We start from the raw sequence: 14561 nt of genomic DNA, 5'->3' as shown, positions 1-14561 counted from the left end.
CTCAGTCCAGCGCCCGCCGGACGAACCCCTGGATGCCGATCGCCCCGAACAACGCGCACGAGCCGACGAGCGCCAGCAGACACACCCAGCCGGCCAGATGCGGCACCGACGGCGTCAGCGCCGCGCGCAGCCCCTCGGAGATGTAGGTGATCGGGTTGAGCGCGCAGACCACCTGGAACCAGCGCAGGTTCTCCAGCTGCAGGAACGGGAACTGCGTCGAGCCGGTGAACAGCAGCGGCGTGATCACCAGCGCGAACACGACATTGATCTTCCGCGGCGACACCAGCGTGCCGATGCACAGCCCGGCGGCCCCGCCGGCCAGCGAGCCCAGCACGAGCAGCAGCGCCGAGAACGGCAGCCCCGAGAGCTGCCAGTCGACGTCGCCGAGCACCAGGTAGCCGACCGGGATCATCACCAGCGACCCGAACAGGCCTCGCGACGCCCCGAACACGATCTTCTCGACCGCGACCAGGCGGGTCGACAGCGGCGCGAGCAGGCGGTCCTCGATCTCCTTGGTGTACGAGAAGTCGATCACCAGCGGGATCGCGGTGGCCTGCACGGCGACGAAGAACGCGTTGAGCGCGAGCAGCCCGGGCAGGAGCAGCTGGGCGTAGCCGGGCGTGACGTAGCCGAGCTGGCCCAGCACCACGCCGAACACGAACAGCAGGAAGAACGGCTGCATCAGCACCTGGCTGATGAAGGTGCCGAACTCCTTGCCGGTGACCGCGATGTCGCGGCCCAGCACCCCGAGGAACGCCCGGCCCTGGCCCGGCCCCGCCATCGTCGGCGCGCTCACCGCAAGCCCCTCCCCGTCAGATCGATGAACACGTCCTCCAGCGTCGGCTCGCCGAGCTCGACCTGGGACACGGTGCCGCCGCCGTCGGCCACCGCGCCGAGCACCGGGGCGAGCGCGGCGCCGGCCTCGCCCTCCGCGCGCACCCGGAGCCGCGTGTCGGTCTCGTCGGACCGGTCCTCCACCCCGGCCACTCCGCGGACCTCCTTGATGCGCCCCTGCAGCGCGCCCACGTCGGCCCCGGTGAGCACCACGTCGATGGTCGCCTCGCCGGGCAGGCTCGCGACCAGCGCGGACGGCGTGTCGAGCGCGAGCAGCCTGCCGTGGTCGACGATGCCGACCCGGTCGGAGAGCTTGGCTGCCTCGTCCATGTCGTGGGTGGTCAGCACGACCGTGACACCCGACGCCGCCAGCTCCTCGACGCGGTCGTGCACGAACAGGCGCGCCTGCGGGTCGAGCCCCGTGGAGGGCTCGTCGAGGAACAGGACCTGCGGCGCGTGCATCAGGCCGCGGGCGATGATCAGGCGCTGGGCCTGGCCCCCGGAGAGCTCGTCGGGGTTGGTGGTCGCCTTCTCCGACAGGCCCATGCGCTCGAGCAGCTCGTCGGCCAGCGCACGGCGCCGCGAGCGCGGCACCCCGTGGTACGCGGCGTGCCAGACGAGGTTGCCGCGGGCGTCGAGCGAGCGGTCGAGGTTGGGCCGCTGCGGCACGACCCCCAGCACGGCGCGCGCCGACACCGGATCGGAGGTGACGTCGATGCCCGCGACCGTGGCACGCCCCGCGGTCTTGGTGACGCGCGTGGTGAGGACGCCGACCGTCGTCGTCTTGCCCGCGCCGTTGGGACCGAGCAGCCCGAACACCTCGCCGCGCCGGACCGCGAAGCTCAGCCCGTCGACCGCGTGTGTGGTGCTGCGCCCGTAGCGCTTCACCAGATCGGCCACCTCGACCGCCGGCGCGGCCTCGTCGGCCTCGCTCCCGGCCGACGGTCGCGTCGTCGTCTGCGTGCTCACCGGCGGTCCTCCCCCGTGCGCCGAACCCTTCGGCGAACGCCGTCGCGACGCTACGCCGGGGATCCGACACGCTTCTTGTCGATTTCGGTGGTGCCCGTCAGGGTGAGACCTGAACGATGGTCAAGGTCAAGACGACGTCGGCACCGGCACGTGCACCAGCCGCGGCCCCGGACCCGCGCCCAACCGCCTCGCGCAACTCCTCGACGGTGTCGACGGTCTCGGCCGGCACCCCGTAGGCCTGGGCGAGCGCGAGGTGGTCGATCGCGGGCAGGTCCAGCCCGAGCACCTTCGACGTCTGCTCGCGCGAGGCGAACCACTCGAGGATCGCGTACTCGCGGTTGTCGAGGACGAGCACGGTGACCGGGACCTGCAGCGACGCGGCCGACGCCAGCGCCTGCACCGCGTCCTCCGGCCGCCCCTCGGCGATGGTGGCGAAGACCTCCCCGGCGGTGAGCCGCCCCTCGCCCGCGGTGCGGGGCGCCTCGAGGGCGGCGTGCTCCGGCGCCGCGGCCTCCTGCAGGCCCAGCACGTAGCGGAAGTCGTCGGGGAGCTCGGCGAGCATCGGTAGCTCGGTGGACCCCGGGTTGCCGAACACCGTCGTCATGCCGTGGGCCCGGAACACCTCGAACGAGGCCTCCCGGACGGTGGGTCCCTGCGCCGTCCGCGTGCTCTCCCCTCCGTCGACACCGTTGCCCGAGGACGTGTACCCCTCAGCGGGGACTGTGGAGCCGGGAGATGCGAATGACCACGTCCGGCAGGCCGTCGCCGTCGAACTCGCGCCGCATCTCCTCCGCACGGAGGGTCGCCTCGACACCCTCGTACGGCCCGTGCGCGTCGAGCTCGCCGGTCTCCGGGTCGAACACCAGGACGACGTACCCGTCGCACTCGTCCAGGTCCGCCGCCGCCGCGAGCAGAGCCGCCGATCGATCGTTCAGCACGCTGATCACCTCCACCTCGTGCATCGCCACCATGGGGCCCGGTGTGACACCTCGACGCGAAGTTGGCTCGTTCGGGTCACGAACTCCAGCCGTCGGCGTGTCGAGTCGCCACGCGTTCGGACCTGTTGATCGGGATCGTTCGGCGGGCCCGCCCGCGGATGGATACGGTGCGGTGTCGTGGCCGCTGACGCACCCGTTCCCGCCGGGAATCCGTCGAACGAGGTCGTGCCGTTCGTCCTCGACGTCCCAGAGGAGCAGCTCGCTGACCTGCAAGAACGACTCCGCCGCGTCCGTCTGCCGGAACCGGCGACCGACCCCGGCCAGGGCATCGGTCTGGACGCGGTCACCGAGCTGTGCCGCGCGTGGCTCGAGGAGCACGACTGGCGCCGGGTCGAGGACGAGCTCAACCGGCGCGGCCAGTTCCGGACCGCGATCGATGGTCTCGGAATCCACTTCTTGCACGTTCGGTCACCACGCCGTGACGCAGAGCCACTGCTCGTCACCCACGGGTGGCCCGGCTCGGTCGTGGAGTTCCTCGATGTCCTCGACGCCCTGACCGACCCCGGCGACGACTCGCTGCCCGCCTTCCACGTGGTCGCGCCGTCACTGCCCGGCTACGGGTTCAGCGACAAGCCGACCGAGGCGGGCTGGGGCGTCGACCGCATCGCCGACGCCTGGGCCGGGCTCATGACGCGCCTCGGCTACGACCGCTTCCTCGCCCAGGGCGGCGACTGGGGCGCGATGGTGACGACCCAGCTCGCGGTCCGTCACCCCGACCGCATCGCGATGATGCACACGACGATGCCGCGGGCCCGGCGACCGGAGGGCTTCGACGACGCCCGGATCGACGCACAGCTCGACGAGACCGAGCGGCGCTGGCTCGCCGAGGGCGAGGAGTTCCGCAAGATCGGCTCGGGCTACTCCGCCCAGCAGCGCACCCGCCCCCAGACGCTGGGCTACGGGCTCGTCGACTCCCCGGCCGGCCAGCTCGCCTGGATCGCCGAGAAGTTCGTCGCCTGGACCGACGGCGACGGCTTCGGCGGCGTCCCCCGCGACCGCGTCCTGGACAACGCGACGATTTACTGGCTGACCGGCTCCGGGGCGTCGTCCGCGCGCCTGTACTGGGAGAGCTTCGGTGGCGTCGACCTCGCCAGCCCGGTCACCGTGCCCAGCGCCGTCTCGTACTTCCCCGCCGAGATGGTCAAGCTGCCCCGCGCGTGGGTCGAGGCGCGCTACACCGACCTGCGCTACTGGAACGTGCTGCCCGCGGGCGGCCACTTCGCCTCGCTGGAGGTCCCCCGCGACTTCGTCGACGAGCTGCGGGCGGCGTTCGCGCTCGCCTGATCCGCAGCGAACGTGGTGTTCGCTGCTTCTATGCGCGCAAGGTCCCCGTTGATCACGGCAGGACGACGATCTTGCCGACGTGCGCGGCGCGGGCGAACTCCTCCTGCGCGGCGTGGATGTCGGCGAGGGCGTAGCGGCCGGCGATCCGCGGGCGGACGCGCCCGGCGAGGGCGTCGGCGACGAGGTCGGCGAAGTGCGTCGGCGTGTGCATCGACGAGCCGACGAGGCTCACGTTGTGCAGGTAGAGCCGACGCAGGTCGAGGTCGACGGTGTGCCCGCCGATCGCCCCGGCGATCACCCACCGGCCACCGTCACGGATGCGGTCGAGCAGCGCGGGTAGCAGCGGGCCGCCGACGACGTCGACGACGGCGTCGAGGGGACCGCCGGCCGCCTCGGTCGCGGCGTCGGCGACCGCGTCCGGAGCCGGTCCGCGCAGGACGACCCCCGCCGCGCCGGCCTCGCGCAGCGCCTCTTCCTTGCCCGGTGCGGTGAGCGCCACGACGCGCGCGCCCCGGGCCGCCGCGAGCTGCACGGCCGCGAGGCCCACGCCGCCCGAGGCGCCGGTGACGAACACCGTCTCGCCCGCGGCGACCCGACCACGCGCGAGCATCCCTGCGGCCGTCCCGTAGGCGGTCGGGAGGCAGGCGATCTCCTCGTCGGTCAGCGGTGAGGCGCCGACCTCGTGGGCTCGCGCGTCGCCGCAGACGACGTACCCGGCGAAGCCGCCGTCGGCCTCGCTGCCGAGCAGCCCGATCGGTCCCGCGTCCGGACCGTCGCCGTCGTAGAACGCCGGGTCGACGACCACCCGCTCCCCGACCCGCGCCGCGTCCACGCCGTCGCCGACCGCGGCGATCTCGCCGGCGATGTCGGCGCCCTGGATGCGCGGGAAGGTCACGGGGCCCCGCCAGCCGGCGAGCGCGTCCGGGTCTCCGGGCAGGCCGTAGGCGCCGCGCCGGGTCCAGAGGTCGGTGTTGTTGACCGCCGCCGCCGTCACGCGGACCAGCACCTCGCCCGGGCCGGGCGTCGGCACCGCGACGCTCCGGACCTCGAGCACGTCCGGTCCGCCGTGCCGCGTCAGCACCGCGGCGCTCATCTTCTCCGGGATCATGCCCACCTCCGACTACACTGGTCTGTGAAGTTCACAGTACACAGATCTGTGAAGGAGGCAGATGACGACCATGACCCCCGGCGCCCGGCGCATCCTCGACGTCGCCTCGGAGCTCTTCTACGCGCACGGGATCCACGCGGTCGGGGTGGACACGATCGCGGCGGAGTCCGGCGTCACGAAGCGCACGCTCTACGACCGCTTCGGCTCCAAGGACGTGCTCGTCGCGACCTACCTGCGCGAACGCGACGAGCGCTGGCGCGCGCAGGTGCGCGCCGCGGTCGAGGCGGAGAGCGAGCCGGCGCGCCGCGTGCTGGCCCCGTTCCCGGTGCTGGCGGACTGGGTCGCGGAGGGCACGAGCCGGGGGTGCGCGTTCGTCAACGCCTTCGCCGAGCTCGACGACGCCGACCACCCCGCGCGGGCCGTCATCGACGACGAGAAGCGGTGGCTCCGGGAGCTGTTCGCCACCGAGCTCGCCGAGGCGGGGGTCCACGACCCCGATGCCCTCGCCCTGCAGCTCCTCCTGCTGCACGAGGGCGCGCTCGTGACGCGCGCGGTCGCCGCGGAGCCCGGGGCGCCCGGCGCCGCCGGGGCGGCGGCGCGGCTCCTGGTGGACACGGCGACACCCTGAGCGCCGGCGGCCCGGGCGCGCCGCGACCTATCGCAGCGTGCAGGCCGACACGGTCAGCGGCGGGGCACCGGCGACCGAGGTCCGGCGCACGGGCAGGACCGCGGACGACCCACCCGCGGCCCCGAGCGTGAGCCTCCCGGAGGCCACCGTGGCGCCCGACGCCCCGACGATCTGCGCAGCCACGCCGCTGCCCGACGGGCAGGGCATGGCCGCCACGGCCGGACGGGCACCGGACCCCTCGGGCTGGGCCGTTGCGCTGAGCGCCAGCGACACCGACGACACGGGCGGCGTGACCTCGCAGCGGTCACCGATGCAGACCCGGAGCGGCCCCTCGGGGACGACGACGGGGCCGAGCGAGACCTGGGCGCTGGGGGCCGCCGATGCGCCCGCTGCCAGCAGCAGGACCGCCAGGAAGGCCACCGTGATGCCTCCGAGAATCGTGCGCAACTGCATGTCGTCCTCCCGAGGATTCGAGCTGGTGTGGCGTGGGCTGATCGAGCAGGCGGAGTCGCTCCGGCGTGCTCGCCGGTTCACTTCCGGCCGTGCGGTGGACGCCGCCGGTCGGCGGGGTCCGCCTCACGGGGCGCTGAGCATCGGCGAGCCGCCGAGCGGGGCCGCGGTCAGGGGCGTGTCCGAGGACGGCACCCGCGAGGCCGTCGACGGCGTGACGGGCTGCGCGCCGCCCGTCGCGGTGAGCCCCGGAGCGGCCCCGGCCGACGGCTCGCCGAGCCGGCCCGGAGCGATCGCGGGGCCCGCCGGTTCGGACCGGGACTCGCCGGGATTGCCCGGGACGAGGCTCAATCGGTAGGCGGCGTAGCCGCCCCCGCCCTCCGCGATGTTGACGCGGCTGATCGGGCTCACCGAGCGGTACGGGAGGCACTTCAGGGCGGGCGGTGTGAACTGAGGATTGTCGAGCAGCTCGAACGACACGGCGTCCCGGGGACGCTCCATGACGCACTCCGCCTCCCGCCGGGTGTTCGTCCACGCCAGCGGCCGGAGGCTCTCGCTCCAGAGCTGGTAGTCGCCGGTGCCGCCGCGCTTGAAGGCGACCGAGGTCATGTAGTCCGTCTCCCGTGGGGCCGACGGCACGCAGATCCCCGTGGTCGCCCCACCACGTCCGGGGCAGATGACGACCCGCACGTAGTCCCCGGGCGCGACCTGCGGCCCCTCGGTGGACGCGCCGGTACCGTTCGTGAACTGTTGGAACAGGTTGTACCGCGAATTCGTCCCCTCGCAGACGACCTGGACGCCGGCCTGGACCAACGATTTCTCGACCAGGCCGCCGAAACCCGCCCAGATCGACAGGGCCTGCCGGTCGCGGGCGCAGGTGACCGACGGCACGGAGAATTCGAGAACCACGGCGTCCATCAACGGTCCCCGAACGGCATAGCCGGCCCAGTTGTAGGAACTGATATCCCGCGCCGCGGCGGACGCGGCGCTGCCGTGAAACAAGCCGGACATGACGATGAACAACGTCAGGAGAATGACGCCGAGGACAGCTCGACGACGCATGGCATGACTCCGATGAATGGGACGCGCACTCCGGAACTCGAGCAGAGGAGCCGCTGTCGATGGTCGACGATGGCGAGGTTCAGCCGTGCTGCGGGACGTCTCGCGCAGGGACGGCGGTGAGATCGTGGACCCGGAGCAGACCCGACCCCTCGTCGTGACGGCCGCGATCGGACGGGTTCCCGTCACGTGCGTCGCGTGCGTCGCGAGGACCGCACGCGCACGCCGCCGAGCCCGGCGCGACCCCGGAGACCGGGGCGGCCGTCGAGGGCACACCGCATCCACCGCCGCACCCCATCGGAGCGCCGGGGTAGGGGCCGGGACCGGCCGAGCCGCCGCAGCCCGGGGCGCACCCGCCCGGGACGGGCGCACCGTAGCCCGGCATCGCCGGGTACGCGGGCACGTAGCCCGGCCCCGGTCCGGCGTACCCGGGGCCGGGATAACCGTAGGCGACGCCGGGCGGCGCCGCGGGCATCGTCGGGTAGCCGGGCGCCGCCGCGACGGGCCAGGGCTGGTACCCGCCGGTCGGCGCGTACGGGTAGGACGGAGGCGCGCACGCGCACCCGGCTCCGGTCGGTGTCGTCCCCCCGGTCCCGGCACCGGGCAGCGGTGCGGTCCCGACCGCTCCGCCTGGCGTCATGGACCCGCCGACCGTGCCGGGCGCTGGGCCGGGCGCTGGGCCGGGCGCTGGGCCGGGCGCTGTGCCGGGCGCGGTGCCCACCGGGATGTCGGGGGTGGTGCCTGCCACGCCGCCGGGATCGGCGGCGTCATCCACCTCCTCGTCGAGGAGCTCGCTCAGCGCGCTCAAGCCGTTGAGGAGCTGCAGGGGCGCCGAGGGGGCGGTCCCGGAATCGACCGGAGCCGGCTCGGGTGTCGTTCCTGACGCCGGAGGCGCGCCGACAGCGGCGCCGTCCGGGGCCGTGGCCGGATCGTCCGGAGCCAGCAGGACGGGGCTGTTGCCGACGTCGGACTCGCTCGAGCCCCCGATCTGGCCCGGAGGTGTCTCGGGAGCCACCGGTCCGGGCTCGAAGGGTCCGGGGACCACCACCGGACCCCCGGACCCGGCACTGACGACGTCGCCGGGAGCGACCTGGATGGCGTCCGACGTGCCCGAGCCGGGCTGATCGCCGGCCCCGGCGGCGTCAGGGTCGCCCGGGATCGCCCCGACGTCCTGCGAGACGCCGTCGGTTTCGGCGTCCTCGTCGAGCAGCACGGTGAGCGCGCTCAGCCCGTTGAGCACCGTGAGCGGGGCGGACTGCCCTCCCAGGGGCTCGCCGGCGGAGAGGTCGTCGGAGGCGACACCCGTGTCACCCGCAGCAGCGTCGTCACCGCCGGCACCCGCCGCACCAGCATCGCCTGCGGTGCCCGCACCACCCGCGGTCCCCGCACCGCCCACGGCACCGTCGTCACCTGCGGCGCCCGACCCGCCCGCGGCAGCGTCATCACTCGCGGCACCCGCCGCACCAGCATCGCCTGGCGTGGTCGCACCGCCCGCGGCAGCGTCATCACCTCCGGCACCCGCCGCACCAGCATCGCCTGGCGTGGTCGCACCGCCCGCGGCAGCGTCGTCACCTCCGGCACCCGCCGCACCAGCATCGCCTGGCGTGGTCGCACCGCCCGCGGCAGCGTCGTCACCTGCGGCGCCCGACCCGCCCGCGGCAGCGTCATCACCTCCGGCACCCGCCGCACCAGCATCGCCTGGCGTGGTCGCCCCGCCCGCGGCAGCGTCGTCACCTCCGGCACCCGCCGCACCAGCATCGCTCGCGGTGCCCGCACCGCCTGCGGCACCGTCGTCGCTGCCGGCACCCGCACCGCCCGCATCCGGGCCACTCGGGCCCTGGAGCTCCGGCGGAAGGTCGGTGATCGGGGAGGACGCGCCGCCAGCGGGTGGCGTCTCTTCGCCGCTCGGAGGTTTCGGCGCGGGACTCGAAGGATCAGGAACGGGCTCCGCGGGCGGAGCCACAGGATCTTCACCCGCATGAGCGAGCGGTGCACCCGCAGTGAGACCCCCGATCACGACGGCCAGACCGACCATCATGGCTCTGACGTTGCTCATGTTCCCCCCCCTGGCGCAAGATCTTGTCGATTCGACTCACCCCGCCGACCGCTCGGCGCACAAACTGAACAGTCGCCGAGAGTCCCGGGTCAACGCGTGACCGCTCTCCTCACCGAGGTGGGTGAGGTTGCATTCGAGTGAATGCGACTCGGTCTCACTCCTTGGAGTAATCACGGCCGTTCCGCCTGGAGAGGTCGACCGGCCCCACCCCACACTCGGGCACACCGAGGGATTCGTGCTCGCACTCGCGAGGCGGCTCGGCCGACGAGGGAGAACATGTGGGTCGTCATCACCTCTCCGGGCGTTCTCGCCGATTCCGAGTTTCACCGCGACGATTCCTGTTACAGGCCCTGATGCTCGCCGTCGTGCTCGCGATCTCGTTCTCCGCGCTGCCGTGGCTCGATCGAACCGGGAATCACTTCCTGGGCGAATCCGCGCCGTCGGCGGCCGCGGAACCCACCGCGTCACCGCCGTGCGCGCCGACGATCCGCGCGTGCGCTGACCTCAGCGCCCGGTATGCGTGGCTGCGGGACCGTGAGGGTCGTGTCATCTTCGGTCCCGTCCCTCTCACCGCAGGCTCGCCGCAGCACCCGAGCCCCACCGGCGACTACTCGGTCACGCGGAAGTCGATCGACCACGTGAGCGCGATCTACGACACCCCGATGCCCTTCGCCGTGTTCTTCGACGACGAGCGTGGATACGCCTTCCACGAGGGCGATCTCACCCGGCCCTCCGCGGGTTGCATTCGTCTCGACCGGGTGGCGGCCGAGAGGTTCTTCAACGAGCTGGAGGTCGGGGACTCCGTCCAGATCGTCCCGTGACCGGTCCCGGCCCGCGGGTCACGCGAGGCTGGCGACGGGATCGGCGCGGGTCAGCGCCGGGTCGTCGGCGGCGAACGTGCGGGCGCGCCCGGACCCGGTGGTCGCGGTCTCGAAGCGGGCGGTGACGCGCCCGTGCCCGCTGCCCTGCACCCAGCCGTGGCCGTGCTCGGGGTGGGCGAGATCGTCGCCGGTGCGCCACCCGCGGCCGGTTTCCGGCTCGGGCTCGATCTGCGGTTCGGGCTCCGGGTTCGGCGACCGGGTCGGCTCGGGCGTCGGCGTCCCCGGGAACAGCGCCCCCTGCACCGCCGTGGTGAGCCCGGAGAACGAGACGCCGACCAGCCGCACGCCGGCGTCGGGCAGCGCGGCGACAGCGAGGCGCTGGGCGGTGCCGGTGAGGGTCGCGAGGTCGGTGGTGGCGTCGGGGTGGGTCTCGGCTCGGCTGGTGGTGCCGAACGACGCGCTGCGGATCTTCACGCTGACCGTGCGGGCGGCCCGGTGGGAGGCCACCAGACGCCGGTGGGCGCCCTCGGCCAGCTCGGCGACCGCGGCGCGGACCGCGCCCAGGTCCGAGAGGTCCTCGTCGAACGTGGTCTCCGCGCTGACCTGCTTGGCCTCGCCGCGCTCGACCAGGGGGCGGTCGTCCAGCCCGCGGGCCAGCCGGTGCAGCCCGGTTCCGACGGCCGACCCGAGCAGCGCGGTGACGTCGGTGGCGTCCATGGCGGCGAGCGCGGCGACGGTCTCGATGCCACTGCGGTGCAGGGTGGCCTCGGCGACCGGGCCGATCCCCCACAGCGCGCGCACCGGCAGCGGGTCGAGCAGGGCCCGCTCGCCGCCCTGGGGCACGACGTGGACGCCGTCCGGCTTCGCGAGCCCGGACGCGATCTTGGCGACCTGCTTGCCCGACCCGGCGCCCACCGACACCGCGAGCCCCGTGACCGCGCGGACCTCCGCCCGCAGCTTCTCGGCGAAAGCGCGCACGTCGTCCGCGCCGGCGTCGGCGAGCGCCTCGGGTTCGGCGAAGGTCTCGTCGTACGCGATCTGCTCGAGCACCGGCGCCCACGCCCGCACGACACCGAAGAAGCGCTCGGAGAGCACGCGGTAGAGCGCGGTGCGCGGGGGCAGCGCCGTGGCGTGCGGGCACAGCCGCCGCGCCTGGCCCATCGGCATCGCCGAGCGCACCCCGAACACCTTCGCCTCGCCGCTGGCGCCCGCGACGATCCCGCGCGGCCCGAGGCCGCCGACGAGCACCGGACGCCCGCGCAGCGTGGGACGGGTCAGCTGCTCCGCGGACGCGAAGAACGAGTCGAGGTCGAGGTGCAGGACCCAGCGGGGCACGGGTTCAGGATGCCCCGAGCGACCACAGCTCGTCCGGGCGACGCAGCACCACCGTCGCCCCGGCGACCCACAGAGCCTCCTCCCGTGCGCCGTTCCAGCCCACGCCGACCGGCACGAGGTCGTGCGCGAGGGCCGCCTCGAGGTCGGCGGGGCTGTCGCCGACCATCGGGGTGCCGGGGGCGGCCTCGGTGATCCCGAGCCCGAGCAGCGCCTCGCCGACGACCGCCGCCTTGCCCGGGTAGCGCCCGTCGACCCCGCGCCCGGCGACGCTCGCGAAGCAGCGACGGAGGCCGAGGTCGTCGAGGACCCGGCGCGCTGTCGCCGTGCTCGCCGACGTCGCCACCGCGAGGCGCACCCCGCGCGCGTGCAAGGCCTCGACCAGCGCAGCGACCCCGGGCGCCGAGCGCGTCGTGCCCGGGACGGTGAGCGTGCCGTCGAGGTCGAACACGACGGCGGGGAACGGGGGCGTCGTCACGCCGGTGAGTGTCGCGGTTCGAGGGACGGACCGTCGGGGATCCGCCGGTCATGGGTTACGACGTCACGCAGGTGCAGAAGTCGCTCGCCGGGTTCGAGTACCCGGGTGGCCCCGACGACCTGGCGCAGCACGCCAGTTCGCAGGGCGCCGACCAGCGGCTCGTCGACACCATCAAGGGTCTCGACAAGGAGCAGTTCGACGGCCCGAACGCCGTCATGAAGAAGCTGAGCGCGGTGGGCGCGCTCGGCGGCTGAGCCCGACCCGGAACGAGCGAACGGCGCTCTCGCTGCCGCACACGTACCAGCGGGAGCGCCGCTCGTTCTCCAGGCGGGTCAGTGCGGCAGCGTCGGAAGGCCGCGCTTCACCATGTCCCGCGCGCCCTCGAGCGTCCCGTCGCCGAGCCAGGTGTTCGGGTCGAGCTGTGAGAGGTTCCAGCCGCCCGGGCGCACGCGGGTGCCGTAGAGGAACGTGTCCTTGTTCTCGACCCACTGGATCTCGTAGTCGATCGGGTCGGGTCCGCCGGAGCTCCATCGCCACGCCGCGCCCGACCCCCGCGACGTCTCGTGCAGCTCGACGCCGTCCACCTCGATGGCCATGCCCACCCCTTCCGGCCCGGTGGGCCGATCAGAGCAGCAATCTACCGGCCGTCCGGGCTGATGAGCACGTCCTCTCAGGCGGCTGAGCGGGGTGCCCACCCCTCTCGGGTGAGCGCACCGACGATGCGCACCGCCTCCCGGCGGTGCGCGTCGGCGCGGTGGCTGGTCCAGCTCCACTGCTCGCACTCGGCGTGCAGGAGGTGGCACACGACGGTGATCGCGTGTTCCCGGTCGCCGACCGGGACGTCCGCCTGTTGCGGGCGCGCTCCCGGTCGCATCAGCTGGGCGACGGGCGAGTGAGCGGGTACGACACTCATGGCGGACCTCCCCTGCGGCGGCCGGAGCTCCGGCCGACCCGGGTCGTGCGCAGCGGCGACCTCGACGCGTGGCCTGACCCCACCGAGAGTGGCCGTTGGGGGACCAGCGGGAAACCGCTGCGGGACCCAGGCCACAGCGGCGGGACGGGGACGTTCGCCACAGCAGCGGGCCCGCAGGTCCCGGCATGATGCTCCGCATGGCCACAGCAGAGCAGCCGACGGCCGGGTGGACCGTGGAGCTCGACACGACCCCGGGGCGCCGTCAGGCGCAGGAGGAGTTCCTGCTCCACCACGCCGACGGCACCGACGAGCGGATCACGCTGCACGACTACGCCCGCGTGTACGACGTTCCCGGGTTGTACGAGGAGGTCGTGCAGCGCCGCCTCGAGTGCGCGTCACCGGCGACCGTGGCCGCCGCGCTCGTCGAGGCCGCGGCCGACGAGGGACGCGACCCCGCCGACCTGCGGACCTTCGACCTCGGCGCCGGCAACGGCGTCGTCGGCGAGGAGCTGCGCGCCCGCGGCGTCACCGTCGTCGCGGGCGCCGACGGCATTCCGGAGGCCCGCGAGGCCGCGCACCGCGACCGGCCCGGGCTCTACCAGCACTACCTGGTGGGCGAGCGTCTCGACGTCGAGCAGGTGACGGCCCTGGTCGGCGCGGAGCGCCTCACCGCGCTCGTCGCGGCGGGTGCCGTCGGCGAGGGGCACGTGCCGGTGGACTCGCTGGCGCAGCTGTGGGACGCGTTCCCGCCCGGATCGTTCCTCGCGCTGACGCTGGCCGGCGGCGAGAAGGACCACGACATCACCGACGTCGAGGCGATGCTCGAGGCGACCAGCGCATCCGCGCACCGGACCCGCACCCTCGTGCGGCGCAGCTTCCGGCACCGCGTGAGCATGGCCGGCGACGATCTGACCTACCTGGTCCTGGTCGCGGTGAAGGACTGATCCGTCGCGCCGGGGCGACTGCCGCGAGAGTGCTAGCCCTCGCCACCACGCACGAGCACCAGGCGCGGCCGGGCCGCGGCCGGAGTCGTCGCCGGCCGGCTCGGCTGCGGTCCCGGGCGCGTGCCGGTGTGCGGTCCGCGCCGGGGGCGGCGGGTGCGCGCGCTGCTGCCGACGAGGCCGACGAGGTCGTTGACGAGGTCGTCGGCGAGCTCCTCGGAGAGCACGCCACCGCCCGCGTAGTCGTCGAGCACGTCGCGGCCGCGCCGCCACGGGGTCCCGGTCGTCGCGCCCGTCTCGTCGAGCGCGCCGAGCTCGTCTTCGATCATCGATGGGGACGTTAGTCCTGGTGACGCGGCGATCTCCCACTCGATGAGCCCATGGAGTGACCACTCGACCGAGGCGGGATCGAGCCACGCCCCGACTCGGGATCACCTGTCCGACGGCGTGTCGCGCTCGGCGTGGCGACCGACGACGCCGGAAACCGACGGGTGCGGCCCGCCGTGGGGTGGGCCACGATGATCCGGTGGAGAATCACGCGACGCGACCCCACCACGTCGCCGTCGTCGGTTCCGGGCCGTCGGGCTTCTACGCCGCGGCCGCGTTGCTCGACGCGGATCTGGACGTACGGGTGGACATGTTCGACCGGCTGGCCACCCCGTGGGGGCTGGTCCGCGCGGGGGTGGCCCC

Annotated in this window: 19 protein-coding genes; 5 read left to right on the top strand and 14 right to left on the bottom strand. The window is 74.0% G+C overall.

Translation table 11 applies throughout. The features are described 5' to 3' along the window. Position 1: 1 nt before the first annotated feature. From AC2A1K_RS14035 to AC2A1K_RS14020, 4 genes are all read right to left on the bottom strand, one after another. Entirely contained in the window at positions 2-781 is a 780-nt protein-coding gene (locus tag AC2A1K_RS14035) for an ABC transporter permease (protein WP_483897068.1), read from the bottom strand. Between the two features lie 11 nt (positions 782-792). Then, on the bottom strand, positions 793-1803 hold the full coding sequence (locus tag AC2A1K_RS14030; RefSeq protein WP_483896918.1) for an ABC transporter ATP-binding protein: 1011 nt from the start codon (positions 1801-1803) through the stop codon (positions 793-795). Between the two features lie 97 nt (positions 1804-1900). Next, on the bottom strand, positions 1901-2407 hold the full coding sequence (locus tag AC2A1K_RS14025) for a thiamine pyrophosphate-dependent enzyme (RefSeq protein ID WP_483896917.1): 507 nt from the start codon (positions 2405-2407) through the stop codon (positions 1901-1903). 106 nt (positions 2408-2513) lie between these two features. Then, entirely contained in the window at positions 2514-2765 is a 252-nt protein-coding gene (locus AC2A1K_RS14020; RefSeq protein WP_483896916.1) for a hypothetical protein, read from the bottom strand. Positions 2766-2918: 153 nt separating this feature from the next. Here AC2A1K_RS14020 and AC2A1K_RS14015 point away from each other — a divergent pair, with 153 nt between their 5' ends. Beyond that, positions 2919-4085 (top strand): epoxide hydrolase family protein, encoded by a 1167-nt coding sequence (locus AC2A1K_RS14015; protein ID WP_483896915.1) that lies wholly within the window; start codon positions 2919-2921, stop codon positions 4083-4085. A 52-nt stretch (positions 4086-4137) separates the two neighbouring features. Here the strand turns inward: AC2A1K_RS14015 and AC2A1K_RS14010 are convergent, their stop codons facing one another. After that, complete coding sequence (locus tag AC2A1K_RS14010) at positions 4138-5193, bottom strand: zinc-binding dehydrogenase (protein WP_483896914.1); 1056 nt, start codon at positions 5191-5193, stop codon at positions 4138-4140. 61 nt (positions 5194-5254) lie between these two features. Between AC2A1K_RS14010 and AC2A1K_RS14005 the strand changes: the two genes are divergently transcribed. Next, positions 5255-5821 carry a TetR/AcrR family transcriptional regulator gene (locus tag AC2A1K_RS14005; RefSeq protein ID WP_483896913.1) on the top strand — a complete coding sequence of 189 codons (567 nt, stop codon included), beginning with the start codon at positions 5255-5257 and terminating at the stop codon, positions 5819-5821. A 27-nt stretch (positions 5822-5848) separates the two neighbouring features. Here the strand turns inward: AC2A1K_RS14005 and AC2A1K_RS14000 are convergent, their stop codons facing one another. From AC2A1K_RS14000 to AC2A1K_RS13985, 4 genes are all read right to left on the bottom strand, one after another. After that, entirely contained in the window at positions 5849-6274 is a 426-nt protein-coding gene (locus tag AC2A1K_RS14000) for a hypothetical protein (protein WP_483896912.1), read from the bottom strand. Positions 6275-6397: 123 nt separating this feature from the next. Beyond that, on the bottom strand, positions 6398-7282 hold the full coding sequence (locus tag AC2A1K_RS13995; RefSeq protein ID WP_483897067.1) for a G1 family glutamic endopeptidase: 885 nt from the start codon (positions 7280-7282) through the stop codon (positions 6398-6400). Between the two features lie 130 nt (positions 7283-7412). Further along, on the bottom strand, positions 7413-8570 hold the full coding sequence (locus AC2A1K_RS13990; protein ID WP_483896911.1) for a hypothetical protein: 1158 nt from the start codon (positions 8568-8570) through the stop codon (positions 7413-7415). Further along, complete coding sequence (locus AC2A1K_RS13985) at positions 8555-9136, bottom strand: hypothetical protein (protein WP_483896910.1); 582 nt, start codon at positions 9134-9136, stop codon at positions 8555-8557. Before AC2A1K_RS13985 ends, AC2A1K_RS13990 begins: the two co-directional genes overlap by 16 nt. A 528-nt stretch (positions 9137-9664) precedes the next feature. Here AC2A1K_RS13985 and AC2A1K_RS13980 point away from each other — a divergent pair. After that, positions 9665-10207, top strand: a complete 543-nt coding sequence (locus AC2A1K_RS13980) for a L,D-transpeptidase (protein WP_483896909.1) — start codon at positions 9665-9667, stop codon at positions 10205-10207. Between the two features lie 18 nt (positions 10208-10225). Here AC2A1K_RS13980 and AC2A1K_RS13975 read toward each other — a convergent pair whose 3' ends face one another. Together AC2A1K_RS13975 and AC2A1K_RS13970 are read right to left on the bottom strand one after the other, a co-directional pair. Beyond that, positions 10226-11542: a DNA polymerase IV gene (locus AC2A1K_RS13975; protein ID WP_483896908.1), complete on the bottom strand. Its 1317-nt coding sequence runs from the start codon at positions 11540-11542 to the stop codon at positions 10226-10228. A 4-nt stretch (positions 11543-11546) separates the two neighbouring features. Beyond that, positions 11547-12017 (bottom strand): HAD family hydrolase, encoded by a 471-nt coding sequence (locus AC2A1K_RS13970; protein WP_483896907.1) that lies wholly within the window; start codon positions 12015-12017, stop codon positions 11547-11549. Positions 12018-12067: 50 nt separating this feature from the next. On the opposite strand from AC2A1K_RS13970, the gene AC2A1K_RS13965 reads away from it, so the two are divergent. Then, positions 12068-12271: a DUF2795 domain-containing protein gene (locus AC2A1K_RS13965; RefSeq protein WP_483896906.1), complete on the top strand. Its 204-nt coding sequence runs from the start codon at positions 12068-12070 to the stop codon at positions 12269-12271. Positions 12272-12349: 78 nt separating this feature from the next. Here AC2A1K_RS13965 and AC2A1K_RS13960 read toward each other — a convergent pair whose 3' ends face one another. Both AC2A1K_RS13960 and AC2A1K_RS13955 read right to left on the bottom strand, forming a co-directional pair. Then, positions 12350-12613, bottom strand: a complete 264-nt coding sequence (locus tag AC2A1K_RS13960) for a hypothetical protein (RefSeq protein ID WP_337701041.1) — start codon at positions 12611-12613, stop codon at positions 12350-12352. Between the two features lie 74 nt (positions 12614-12687). Further along, positions 12688-12930, bottom strand: a complete 243-nt coding sequence (locus AC2A1K_RS13955; RefSeq protein WP_483896905.1) for a hypothetical protein — start codon at positions 12928-12930, stop codon at positions 12688-12690. Between the two features lie 197 nt (positions 12931-13127). On the opposite strand from AC2A1K_RS13955, the gene AC2A1K_RS13950 reads away from it, so the two are divergent. Then, positions 13128-13874 carry a class I SAM-dependent methyltransferase gene (locus AC2A1K_RS13950; protein WP_483896904.1) on the top strand — a complete coding sequence of 249 codons (747 nt, stop codon included), beginning with the start codon at positions 13128-13130 and terminating at the stop codon, positions 13872-13874. A 32-nt stretch (positions 13875-13906) separates the two neighbouring features. On the opposite strand, the gene AC2A1K_RS13945 is transcribed toward AC2A1K_RS13950, so the two are convergent. After that, the gene (locus AC2A1K_RS13945; protein WP_483896903.1) at positions 13907-14200 is read right to left on the bottom strand and encodes a hypothetical protein; all 294 of its coding nucleotides are present in this window, start codon (positions 14198-14200) and stop codon (positions 13907-13909) included. Positions 14201-14561: the final 361 nt, after the last annotated feature.

This window comes from Actinomycetospora sp. 2LY8.5, assembly GCF_057180585.1.
The sequence above is the reverse complement of the archived record's forward strand: the minus strand, read 5'-3'. Positions and strand labels throughout refer to the sequence as shown.